This is a genomic window from Geopseudomonas aromaticivorans, from assembly GCF_019097855.1.
Classification (GTDB): Bacteria; Pseudomonadota; Gammaproteobacteria; order Pseudomonadales; family Pseudomonadaceae; genus Geopseudomonas; species Geopseudomonas aromaticivorans.
Genome location: NZ_JAHRGL010000071.1, coordinates 146,555 through 158,489, shown reverse-complemented (window position 1 = coordinate 158,489; position 11,935 = coordinate 146,555). Strand labels below are relative to the sequence as shown.

Genomic DNA, 11,935 nt, shown 5'->3' with positions numbered 1-11,935 from the left:
TTTCCCGCAAGACTGCGCACAGGTCTGCACGCGTCGTATCCCCGCTTTCGAAGAGATTCCGGTATGCCCGAGTCGAGTGCCCTGCTTGCCCATAACTGGGCGTTTGCCATTTTCCTGCTTGGTGTCTTCGGCCTGATCGCCTTCATGCTCGGCGTGTCCAGCCTGCTCGGCAGCCGCGCTTGGGGCCGCAGCAAGAACGAACCGTTCGAAGCCGGCGTGGTCCCCACCGGCAGCTCCCGCCTGCGCCTATCCGCCAAATTCTATCTGGTCGCGATGCTGTTCGTGATCTTCGACGTTGAAGCCCTCTTTCTCTTTGCCTGGTCAGTCTCGATCCGCGAAAGCGGCTGGGCCGGCCTCATCGAAGCTACCGTTTTCATAGCAATTCTGTTGGCGGGTCTTGTCTACCTTTGGCGTATCGGCGCGCTCGACTGGGCGCCCGAAGCACGCCGCAAGCGGCAGGCGAAGCTGAAACAATGAGGCTTTGGCAATGCGATATGAACTTACCCGGATCGATCCGGATGCGGTCAACGACCAGTATCCGATCGGCCAGCGGGAGACCGTTTCCGATCCCCTCCTAGCGGACGAGATCAACAAGAACATCTTCATGGGCAAGCTGGAAGACGTCCTGCACAAGGCCGTCAACTGGGGGCGCAAGAACTCCCTGTGGCCGTACAACTTCGGCCTGTCCTGCTGCTACGTGGAGATGACCACCGCCTTCACCGCGCCCCACGACATCGCCCGCTTCGGCGCCGAGGTAATCCGCGCCTCACCGCGCCAGGCCGACTTCATGGTGGTGGCCGGCACCTGCTTCGTGAAGATGGCACCGGTCATCCAGCGCCTGTACGAGCAGATGCTGGAGCCCAAGTGGGTCATTTCCATGGGTGCATGCGCCAACTCCGGCGGCATGTACGACATCTACTCGGTCGTCCAGGGGGTGGACAAGTTCCTGCCCGTCGACGTCTACGTTCCCGGTTGCCCGCCCCGCCCGGAGGCGTTCCTGCAGGCGCTGATGCTGCTACAGGACTCCATTGGCGAGGAACGTCGTCCGCTGTCCTGGGTCGTTGGCGACCAGGGCGTCTACCGTGCCGACATGCCGGCGCAGCGCGACGTACGCCGTGAACAGCGCATCCAGGTGACCAACCTGCGCAGCCCCGACGAAGTATGAGCCCCTGCCCGCCTGACCGCGGGCGCGCCCATCCGTTGACCGACAGCGATCGAGAACCATGACTGCAGATACCGCTCTGGCCGTTCCGCCGTACAAGGCCGATGACCAGGATATCGTCATCGAATTGCAGGCGCGTTTTGGCGCCGACACCTTCACCCTCCAGCCCACCCGTACCGGCATGCCGGTGCTGTGGGTGCCGCGCGCGCGCCTGATCGAGGTGCTGAGCTTCCTGCGCCAGGTGAGCAAGCCCTATGTGATGCTCTACGACCTGCACGGCGTCGACGAGCGCCTGCGCACCCAGCGCCGCGGCCTGCCGGGCGCCGACTTCAGCGTGTTCTACCACCTGATGTCGCTGGAGCGGAACAGTGACGTGATGATCAAGGTCGCCCTCAGCGAAGGCGACCTCAACGTGCCCACCGCCACCAGCATCTGGCCCAACGCCAACTGGTACGAGCGCGAGGTCTGGGACCTCTACGGCATCACCTTCACCGGCCACCCGCACCTGACCCGCCTGCTGATGCCGCCGACCTGGCAAGGCCATCCGCTGCGCAAGGACTACCCGGCACGCGCCACCGAATTCGACCCCTACAGCCTGTCCGCCGCCAAGCAGGACCTCGAGCAGGAAGCCCTGCGCTTCAAGCCCGAGGACTGGGGCATGAAGCGCGGCAGCGAGCACGAGGACTACATGTTCCTCAACCTCGGCCCCAACCACCCGTCCGCCCACGGCGCCTTCCGCATCATCCTGCAGCTGGATGGCGAGGAGATCGTCGACTGCGTGCCGGAGATCGGCTACCACCATCGCGGCGCCGAGAAGATGGCCGAGCGGCAGAGCTGGCACAGCTTCATCCCCTACACCGACCGCATCGACTACCTCGGCGGGGTGATGAACAACCTGCCCTACGTGCTGTCGGTGGAAAAGCTCGCCGGCATCAAGGTGCCGCAGCGCGTCGACGTGATCCGCATCATGATGGCGGAGTTCTTCCGCATCCTGAACCACCTGCTGTACCTGGGTACCTACATCCAGGACGTCGGCGCGATGACCCCGGTGTTCTTCACCTTCACCGACCGCCAGCGCGCCTACAAGGTGGTCGAGGCGATCACCGGCTTCCGCCTGCACCCGGCCTGGTACCGCATCGGCGGCGTCGCCCACGACCTGCCGCGCGGCTGGGACCGCCTGGTGCGCGAATTCCTCGACTGGATGCCCAAGCGCCTGGTCGAGTACGAGAAGGCGGCGCTGCAGAACAGCATCCTGATCGGCCGCACCAAGGGCGTGGCGCAGTACAACACTAAGGAAGCGTTCGAGTGGGGCGTCACCGGCGCCGGCCTGCGCGCCACCGGTTTCGACTTCGACCTGCGCAAGGCGCGCCCGTACTCCGGCTACGAGAACTTCGAGTTCGAGGTGCCGCTGGCCAACAACGGCGACGCCTACGACCGCTGCATGGTCAAGATGGGCGAGATGCGCGAGAGCCTGCGCATCATCGAGCAGTGCCTGAACAACATGCCGGAAGGCCCGTACAAGGCCGACCACCCGCTGACCACGCCGCCGCCGAAAGAGCGCACGCTGCAGCACATCGAGACCCTGATCACCCACTTCCTGCAGGTTTCCTGGGGCCCGGTCATGCCGGCCAACGAAGCCTTCCAGATGATCGAGGCGACCAAGGGCATCAACAGCTACTACCTCACCAGCGACGGCAGCACCATGAGCTACCGCACCCGGATCCGCACCCCCAGCTTCGCCCACCTGCAGCAGATTCCCTCGGTGATCCGCGGCAGCATGGTGGCCGACCTGATCGCCTATCTGGGCAGTATCGACTTCGTGATGGCAGACGTGGACCGCTGATATGAGCACCCTTATCCAGACTGACCGTTTCGCCCTCAGCGAGACCGAGCGCTCGGCCATCGAGCACGAAATGCACCACTACGAGGACCCGCGCGCGGCGTCCATCGAAGCGCTGAAGATCGTCCAGAAGCAGCGCGGCTGGGTGCCGGACGGCGCCATCCACGCGATTGCCGCGGTGCTCGGCATCCCGGCGAGCGACGTCGAGGGCGTGGCCACCTTCTACAGCCAGATCTTCCGCCAGCCGGTCGGTCGCCACATCATCCGCGTCTGCGACAGCATGACCTGCTTCATCGGCGGCCACGAGTCGGTGCTCGGCGCCATCCAGCAGCAGCTGGGCATCGCCCCCGGCCAGACCACCGCCGACAATCGCTTCACCCTGCTGCCCGTGTGCTGCCTGGGCAACTGCGACAAGGCGCCGGCGCTGATGATCGACGACGACACCTTCGGCAACGTCAGCGCCGCTACCGTCGGCCAGCTGCTGGAGGACTACGCATGAAGACCCTGACCTCCATCGGTCCGCTCAACACCGTCGCCCGCACGCCGGAAACCCACCCGCTGACCTGGCGCCTGCGCGACGACGCCCAGCCGGTGTGGCTCGACGAATACCAGCGCAAGGACGGCTACGCCGCCGCGCGCAAGGCGCTCAAGGACATGGCCGAGGCGGACATCGTCCACGAGGTCAAGGAGTCCGGCCTCAAGGGCCGCGGCGGCGCCGGCTTCCCCACCGGGGTGAAGTGGAGCCTGATGCCGGCCGACGAGTCCATCAAGACCCGCTACCTGCTGTGCAACGCGGACGAGATGGAGCCCAACACCTGGAAGGACCGCCTGCTGATGGAGCAGCTGCCGCACCTGCTGATCGAGGGCATGCTGATCAGCGCGCGCGCGCTCAAGGCCTATCGCGGCTACATCTTCCTGCGCGGCGAGTACGTCGACGCCGCCGCCAACCTCAACCGCGCCATCGAGGAAGCCAAGGCCGCCGGCCTGCTGGGCAAGAACATCCTCGGCTCAGGCTTCGACTTCGAGTTGTTCGTGCACACCGGCGCCGGGCGCTACATCTGCGGCGAGGAAACCGCGCTGATCAACTCGCTGGAAGGCCGCCGCGCCAACCCGCGGGCCAAGCCGCCGTTTCCGGCGGCGGTCGGCGTGTGGGGCAAGCCGACCTGCGTCAACAACGTCGAATCGCTGTGCAACGTGCCGGCGATCATCGGCAACGGCGTCAAGTGGTACCACTCCCTCGCTCGCGAAGGTAGCGGCGACCACGGCACCAAGCTGATGGGCTTCTCCGGCAAGGTGAAGAATCCCGGCATCTGGGAGCTGCCGTTCGGCATCACCGCCCAGGAGCTGTTCGAGGACTACGCCGGCGGCATGCGCGACGGCTACCAGCTCAAGTGCTGGCAGCCCGGCGGCGCCGGCACCGGCTTCCTGCTGCCCGAACACCTGTCGGCGTCGATGCACAGCGCCGGCATCGGCAAGGTCGGCACCCGCATGGGTACCGGTCTGGCCCTGGCCGTCGACCACACCGTCAACATGGTCTCGCTGCTGCGCAACATGGAAGAGTTCTTCGCCCGCGAATCCTGCGGCTGGTGCACCCCGTGCCGCGACGGCCTGCCGTGGAGCGTGAAGATGCTCCGCGCGCTGGAGCGCGGCCAGGGCAGCGCCGAGGACATCGAGACCCTGCTGGGGCTGGTCAACTTCCTCGGCCCCGGCCGCACCTTCTGTGCCCATGCACCGGGTGCGGTGGAGCCGCTGGGCAGCGCGATCAAGTACTTCCGCGCCGAGTTCGAGGCCGGCGTGGCCCCGGGCAGTGCGCCGCGCGGCGCAGCGGTACAGATAGCGGGCGCCTGAGGCGCCGCCACACGGATCGGAGCCGGGAAGCGGGATGTTGTGCAGTACGCGCATTTCCCCGCCCCCGGCGCCTCCCGCCCACGGGCGCGAGGCACCACGGAATTCCATTAGCCAGTCCGCGCGAGCGGGCAAAGAAGAAACCTGAACCATGGCCACCATCCACGTAGACGGCAATTCGTACGACGTCGACGGCTCAGACAACCTGTTGCAGGCCTGTCTGTCCCTCGGTCTCGACATTCCCTACTTCTGCTGGCACCCGGCGCTGGGCAGCGTCGGTGCCTGCCGCCAGTGCGCGGTGAAGCAGTACAACGACGAGAACGACACCCGCGGGCGCATCGTCATGTCCTGCATGACGCCCGCCAGCGACAAGACCTGGATCTCCATCGACGACGAGGAAGCCAAGCAGTTCCGCGAAAGCGTCGTCGAATGGCTGATGACCAACCACCCGCACGACTGCCCGGTGTGCGAGGAAGGCGGCCACTGTCACCTGCAGGACATGACGGTGATGACCGGCCACAACAAGCGCCGCTACCGCTTCACCAAGCGCACCCACCAGAACCAGGAGCTTGGCCCGTTCATCGCCCACGAGATGAACCGCTGCATCGCCTGCTACCGCTGCGTGCGCTACTACAAGGACTACGCCGGCGGTGAGGACCTGGGCGTCTACGGCGCCCACGACAACGTCTACTTCGGCCGCGTCGAGGACGGCGTGCTGGAGAGCGAGTTCTCCGGCAACTTGGTCGAGGTCTGCCCGACCGGCGTGTTCACCGACAAGACCCACTCCGAGCGCTACAACCGCAAGTGGGACATGCAGTTCGCGCCGAGCATCTGCCAGCAGTGCAGCGTCGGCTGCAACACCAGCCCGGGCGAGCGCTACGGCGAGATCCGCCGCATCGAGAACCGCTTCAACGGCGCGGTGAACCACTACTTCCTGTGCGACCGCGGCCGCTTCGGCTACGGCTACGTCAACCGCAGCGACCGTCCACGCCAGCCGCTGCTGGGCAACGCCACGCTGGGCATCGACGCTGCGCTGGACCAGGCCGCCGAACTGCTCAAGGGCAAGAAGGTGATCGGCATCGGTTCGCCGCGCGCCAGCCTGGAAAGCAACTTCGCCCTGCGCGAACTGGTCGGCGCCGGCAACTTCTACAGCGGCATCGCCGCCAGCGAGCTGGAAAACCTGCGCCTGATCCGCCAGCTGCTGGACAACGGCCCGCTGCCGACGCCGTCGCTGCGCGAACTCGAGGACTTCGACGCCGTGTTCGTGCTCGGCGAGGACCTCACCCAGACCGCCCCGCGCATCGCCCTGGCCCTGCGCCAGGCGACCAAGGGCAAGGCCACCGAGATCGCCGCCGCGGCGCGCATCCCCGAGTGGCACCAGCTGGCCGTGCAGAACGTCGCCCAGAAGGCGCGCAACCCGCTGTTCATCGCCAGCGTCACCAGCACCCGCCTGGATGACGCCGCCGAGGAGTGCGTGCACGCCGCGCCGGACGATCTGGCCCGCCTCGGCTTCGCCGTGGCCCACGCCATCGACCCGAGCGCCCCGGCCGTGGCCGGCCTCGACGCCGAAGCCGCTGCCCTCGCCGCGCGCATCGCCGCCGCCCTGCTGGCCGGCCAGCGCCCGCTGATCGTCGCCGGCGCTTCGCTGAACTCCAAGGCACTGCTCGAGGCTGCCGGCAACATCGCCAAGGCCCTCAAGCAGCGCGAGAAGAACGCCGGCATCAGCCTGGTCGCCAGCGAGGCCAACAGCCTCGGCCTGACCCTGCTCGGTGGCGAGTCGCTCGACGCCGCGCTGGACGCCCTGACTTCCGGCCAGGCCGATGCCCTGGTGGTGCTGGAGAACGACCTCTACCGCCGCGCCGAGCAGGCCAAGGTGGACGCCGCACTCAACGCCGCCAAGGTGCTGATCGTTGCCGACCACCAGCACACCGCTACCAGCGCCCGCGCCCAGCTGGTGTTGCCGGCGGCCAGCTTCGCCGAAGGCGACGGCACCCTGGTCAGCCAGGAAGGCCGCGCCCAGCGCTTCTTCCAGGTGTTCGACGCCAGTTACTACAACGCCGACAACCTGGTGCGCGAGGGCTGGCGCTGGCTGCACGCCCTGCACAGCACCCTGCAGGGCCAGCCGGTCGACTGGACCCAGCTGGACCAAGTCACCGCCGCCTGCGCCGCCGTGCAGCCGGAGCTGGCCGGCATCAAGGACGCCGCGCCGACCGCCGCGTTCCGCATCAAGGGCCTCAAGCTGGCCCGCGAACCGCTGCGCTACAGCGGCCGCACCTCGATGCGCGCCAACATCAGCGTGCACGAGCCGCGCCAGCCGCAGGACCAGGACAGCGCCTTCGCCTTCTCCATGGAAGGCTACTCGGGCAGCGTCGAAGACCGTCAGCAGATCCCCTTCGCCTGGTCGCCGGGCTGGAACTCGCCGCAGGCCTGGAACAAGTTCCAGGACGAAGTCGGCGGCCACCTGCGCGCCGGCGATCCGGGCGTGCGCCTGTTCGACGCCCCGGCCGATCGCCTCGACTGGTTCGCCGTCCCGGCGGCCCAGGTCGGCGCTGCCGGTCGCTGGCAGGTCGTCGCCCTGCACCACATCTTCGGCAGCGACGAGACCTCCTCGCGCGCCGCGCCGGTGCAGGAGCGCATCCAGGCTGCCTACGTCGCCCTCGGCAGCGAGGATGCCGCGCGCCTGGGCCTCAACGACGGCGCCCTGCTCGGCTTCACCCTCGGCGGGCAGACCCTGCGCCTGCCGCTGCGCGTCGACGCGGAGCTGGCCAGCGGTCTGCTCGGCCTGCCCAGCGGCTTCGACGGCATCCCGCCGCTGACCGGCAAGCTGTTCGCCGAAGCCCTGCAGGAGGTTGCGCAATGAGCTGGTTCACACCGGAAGTGATCGCGGCGATCGTCGCCGTGCTCAAGGCCATCGTCATCCTGCTGGCCGTGGTGGTCTGCGGCGCCCTGCTCAGCTTCGTCGAGCGCCGCCTGCTCGGCCTCTGGCAGGATCGCCACGGTCCCAATCGAGTCGGGCCCTACGGCATGTTCCAGATTGCCGCGGACATGCTGAAGATGTTCTTCAAGGAGGACTGGACCCCGCCGTTCGCCGACAAGCTGATCTTCACCCTGGCGCCGATCGTCGCCATGAGTGCGCTGCTGATCGGCTTCTCGGTGATCCCGGTGACCGAGACCTGGGGCGTGGCCGACCTGAACATCGGCCTGCTGTTCTTCTTCGCCATGGCCGGCCTGACCGTGTACGCGGTGCTGTTCGCCGGCTGGTCGAGCAACAACAAGTTCGCCCTGCTCGGCGCCCTGCGCGCCTCGGCGCAGACGCTGTCCTACGAGGTGTTCCTCGGCCTGTCGCTGATGGGCATCGTCGCCCAGGTCGGCTCGTTCAACATGCGCGACATCGTCGACTACCAGGCGCAGAACCTGTGGTTCATCATTCCGCAGTTCTTCGGCTTCTGCACCTTCTTCATCGCTGGCGTCGCGGTGACCCACCGTCACCCGTTCGACCAGCCGGAGGCCGAGCAGGAGCTGGCCGACGGCTACCACATCGAGTACGCGGGGATGAAGTGGGGCATGTTCTTCGTCGGCGAGTACATCGGCATCGTGCTGGTGTCGGCGCTGCTGGTGACCCTGTTCTTCGGCGGCTGGCACGGCCCGTTCGGCATCCTGCCGCAGCTGTCGTTCATCTGGTTCGCCCTGAAGACCGCCTTCTTCATCATGCTGTTCATCCTGCTGCGCGCCTCCCTCCCGCGCCCACGCTATGACCAGATGATGGCCTTCGGCTGGAAGTTCTGCCTGCCGCTGACCCTGCTCAACCTGCTGGTGACCGCCACCCTGGTGCTGGCTGCCCAGTAAGGAGAAAGACGATGTTCAAATACATTGGCGAGGTGCTTTACGGCACCTGGACCCAACTGCGCAGCCTGGTGATGGTGTTTTCCCACGCCTTCCGCAAGCGCGACACCCTGCAGTATCCGGAAGAGCCCGTGTACCTGCCGCCGCGCTATCGCGGCCGCATCGTGCTGACCCGCGACCCCGACGGCGAGGAGCGCTGCGTGGCCTGCAACCTGTGCGCGGTGGCCTGCCCGGTGGGCTGCATCTCGCTGCAGAAGGCCGAGAAGGACGACGGGCGCTGGTATCCGGAGTTCTTCCGCATCAACTTCTCGCGCTGCATCTTCTGCGGCATGTGCGAGGAAGCCTGCCCGACCACCGCGATCCAGCTCACCCCGGACTTCGAGATGGCCGAGTACAAGCGCCAGGATCTGGTCTACGAGAAGGAAGACCTGCTGATCTCGGGCCCGGGCAAGAACCCGGAGTACAACTTCTACCGCGTCGCCGGCATGGCTGTTGCCGGCAAGCCGAAAGGCGCCGCGCAGAACGAGGCCGAGCCGATCAACGTGAAAGGCCTGCTGCCTTAAAGGACGGAAGAAAGATGGAATTCGCCTTCTATTTCGCCGCCGGGGTGGCCGTGGCGTCCACCCTGCGGGTGATCACCCACACCAACCCGGTGCACGCCCTGCTCTACCTGGTGGTTTCGCTGCTGGCCGTGTCGATGACCTTCTTCAGCCTCGGCGCGCCGTTCGCCGGCGTGCTGGAGATCATCGTCTACGCCGGCGCCATCATGGTGCTGTTCGTGTTCGTGGTGATGATGCTCAACCTCGGCCCGGCCACCGCCGATCAGGAACGCCAGTGGCTCACCCCCGGCGTGTGGATCGGTCCGGGGCTGCTCTCCGCGGCCATGCTGGCCCTGCTGCTGTATGTGCTGCTGGGCAACTCCAGCGGTGCCGCCATCGGCCTGTCGACCATCGACGCCAAGGCCGTCGGCACCCACCTGTACGGTCCCTACCTGCTGGCGGTGGAGCTGGCGTCCATGCTGCTGCTGGCAGCCCTGGTCGCCGCCTACCACCTCGGCCGCCACGAAGCCAAGGAGCCCACCGCATGAATGCGATTCCCATGGAGCACGGCCTGGCTCTGGCCGCCGTGCTGTTCAGCCTCGGCCTGGTCGGCCTGATGGTGCGGCGCAACATCCTGTTCGTGCTGATGAGCCTGGAAATCATGATGAACGCCTGCGCGCTGGCCTTCGTGGTCGCCGGCAGTCGCTGGATCCAGGCTGACGGCCAGATCCTGTTCATTCTGGTGATCACCCTGGCCGCCGCCGAGGCCAGTATCGGCCTGGCGATCCTGCTGCAGCTGTATCGCCGCTTCAATACCCTCGATATCGACGCTGCCAGCGAGATGCGCGGATGAACCTACTATTCCTCACCTGTCTGTTTCCGCTGCTTGGCTGGCTGCTGCTGGCCTTCTCGCGCGGCCGTCTGTCCGAGAACCTGGCCGCGCTGATCGGCGTCGGCTCGGTGGGCCTGTCGGCGCTCACCGCCGCCTGGGTCATCTGGCAGTTCAACGTCGCGCCGCCGGAAGGTGGCGTGTACACCCAGCTGCTGTGGCAGTGGATGAACGTCGCCGGCTTCGCGCCGAACTTCACCCTGTATCTGGACGGTCTGTCGGTCACCATGCTCGGCGTGGTCACCGGCGTCGGCTTCCTGATCCACCTGTTCGCCAGCTGGTACATGCGCGGCGAGGAGGGCTACTCGCGCTTCTTCGCCTACACCAACCTGTTCATCGCCAGCATGCTGTTCCTGGTGCTCGGCGACAACCTGCTGTTCCTCTACTTCGGCTGGGAAGGCGTGGGCCTGTGCTCGTACCTGCTGATCGGCTTCTACTACAGCAACCCGAACAACGGTAACGCCGCGCTCAAGGCCTTCATCGTCACCCGCATCGGCGACGTGTTCATGGCCATCGGCCTGTTCATCCTGCTGCTCAACCTGGGCACGCTGAACATCCAGGAACTGCTGGTGCTGGCGCCGCAGAAGTACGTGGCGGGCGACACCTGGCTGTGGCTGGCCACCCTGATGCTGCTCGGCGGCGCGGTCGGCAAGTCCGCCCAGCTGCCGCTGCAGACCTGGCTGGCCGACGCCATGGCCGGCCCGACCCCGGTGTCGGCGCTGATCCACGCGGCGACCATGGTCACCGCCGGCGTCTACCTGATCGCGCGCACCAACGGCCTGTTCCTGCTCACCCCGGAGATCCTCGAGCTGGTCGGCATCGTCGGCGGCGTGACCCTGGTGCTGGCCGGCTTCGCCGCGCTGGTGCAGACCGACATCAAGCGCATCCTCGCCTACTCGACCATGAGCCAGATCGGCTACATGTTCCTCGCCCTCGGCGTCGGTGCCTGGGAGGCGGCGATCTTCCACCTGATGACCCACGCCTTCTTCAAGGCCCTGCTGTTCCTCGCCTCCGGCTCGGTGATCCACGCCTGCCACCACGAGCAGAACATCTTCAAGATGGGCGGCCTGTGGAAGAAGCTGCCGCTGGCCTATGCCAGCTTCATCGTCGGCGGCGCGGCCCTGGCCGCCCTGCCGCTGATCACCGCCGGCTTCTACTCCAAGGACGAGATCCTCTGGGAAGCCTTCGCAAGCGGTCACAGCGGCCTGCTCTACGCCGGTCTGGCCGGTGCGTTCATGACCTCGCTGTACACCTTCCGGCTGATCTTCATCGCCTTCCATGGCGAGGCGAAGACCGAGGCGCATGCTGGCCACGGCATTGCCCACAACCTGCCGCTGGCGGTGCTGATCGTGCTGTCCACCGTGGTCGGCGCGCTGATCACCCCGCCACTGGACGGCGTGCTGCCGCAGAGCGTCGGTCATGCCGGCGGCGAAGCCCAGCACAGCCTGGAGCTCGTCTCCGGCGCCATCGCCATCCTCGGCATCGTCCTCGCCGCCCTGCTGTTCCTCGGCAAGCGCAGCCTGGTGACCGCCGTGGCGCAAAGCGCGCCGGGTCGCTTCCTGTCGGCCTGGTGGTTCGCCGCCTGGGGCTTCGACTGGCTGTACGACAAGCTGTTCGTGCAGCCCTACCTGCTGCTCTGCCGCCTGCTCGGTCGCGATCCCATCGACGCCAGCATCGGTCTGCTGCCGCTGCTGGCCCGAGGTAGCCACGTCGCCCTGCGCCGCAGCGAAACCGGCAACCTGCGCTGGTACGCCACCTCCATCGTCGGCGGGGCCGTGTTCGTGCTCGCTGCTCTTCTGCTTCTGAATTAAGGAAAA

General features: G+C 66.9%; 11 protein-coding genes. All 11 read left to right on the top strand.

Translation table 11 applies throughout. The features are described 5' to 3' along the window. Positions 1–63: 63 nt before the first annotated feature. The 11 genes from KRX52_RS19265 (at position 64) to nuoL (ending at position 11,929) form a co-directional block, all read left to right on the top strand. A complete protein-coding gene (locus tag KRX52_RS19265; RefSeq protein ID WP_217683342.1) occupies positions 64–477 on the top strand; it encodes an NADH-quinone oxidoreductase subunit A in 414 nt (137 codons plus the stop codon). A 10-nt stretch (positions 478–487) separates the two neighbouring features. Beyond that, the gene (locus tag KRX52_RS19260; protein WP_217683341.1) at positions 488–1,165 is read left to right on the top strand and encodes a NuoB/complex I 20 kDa subunit family protein; all 678 of its coding nucleotides are present in this window, start codon (positions 488–490) and stop codon (positions 1,163–1,165) included. Between the two features lie 58 nt (positions 1,166–1,223). After that, positions 1,224–3,005 carry an NADH-quinone oxidoreductase subunit C/D gene (gene nuoC, locus KRX52_RS19255; protein WP_217683340.1) on the top strand — a complete coding sequence of 594 codons (1,782 nt, stop codon included), beginning with the start codon at positions 1,224–1,226 and terminating at the stop codon, positions 3,003–3,005. A 1-nt stretch (position 3,006) separates the two neighbouring features. Next, on the top strand, positions 3,007–3,501 hold the full coding sequence (gene nuoE, locus KRX52_RS19250; RefSeq protein ID WP_217683339.1) for an NADH-quinone oxidoreductase subunit NuoE: 495 nt from the start codon (positions 3,007–3,009) through the stop codon (positions 3,499–3,501). Further along, complete coding sequence (gene nuoF / locus KRX52_RS19245) at positions 3,498–4,850, top strand: NADH-quinone oxidoreductase subunit NuoF (protein ID WP_217683338.1); 1,353 nt, start codon at positions 3,498–3,500, stop codon at positions 4,848–4,850. The genes nuoE and nuoF overlap by 4 nt, the downstream gene beginning before the upstream one ends. A gap of 148 nt (positions 4,851–4,998) precedes the next feature. Continuing rightward, positions 4,999–7,707, top strand: a complete 2,709-nt coding sequence (gene nuoG / locus KRX52_RS19240; protein ID WP_217683337.1) for an NADH-quinone oxidoreductase subunit NuoG — start codon at positions 4,999–5,001, stop codon at positions 7,705–7,707. After that, complete coding sequence (nuoH, locus tag KRX52_RS19235) at positions 7,704–8,693, top strand: NADH-quinone oxidoreductase subunit NuoH (RefSeq protein ID WP_217683336.1); 990 nt, start codon at positions 7,704–7,706, stop codon at positions 8,691–8,693. The genes nuoG and nuoH overlap by 4 nt, the downstream gene beginning before the upstream one ends. 11 nt (positions 8,694–8,704) lie before the next feature. Then, positions 8,705–9,253, top strand: coding sequence for an NADH-quinone oxidoreductase subunit NuoI (gene nuoI / locus KRX52_RS19230; protein WP_217683335.1), 549 nt, complete (start codon positions 8,705–8,707; stop codon positions 9,251–9,253). 14 nt (positions 9,254–9,267) lie between these two features. Next, positions 9,268–9,777 carry an NADH-quinone oxidoreductase subunit J gene (gene nuoJ / locus KRX52_RS19225; protein ID WP_217683334.1) on the top strand — a complete coding sequence of 170 codons (510 nt, stop codon included), beginning with the start codon at positions 9,268–9,270 and terminating at the stop codon, positions 9,775–9,777. Then, positions 9,774–10,082 (top strand): NADH-quinone oxidoreductase subunit NuoK, encoded by a 309-nt coding sequence (gene nuoK, locus KRX52_RS19220; protein WP_217683333.1) that lies wholly within the window; start codon positions 9,774–9,776, stop codon positions 10,080–10,082. The genes nuoJ and nuoK overlap by 4 nt, the downstream gene beginning before the upstream one ends. Beyond that, positions 10,079–11,929 (top strand): NADH-quinone oxidoreductase subunit L, encoded by a 1,851-nt coding sequence (nuoL, locus tag KRX52_RS19215; protein ID WP_217683332.1) that lies wholly within the window; start codon positions 10,079–10,081, stop codon positions 11,927–11,929. Before nuoK ends, nuoL begins: the two co-directional genes overlap by 4 nt. The last annotated feature ends 6 nt before the right edge of the window (positions 11,930–11,935 follow it).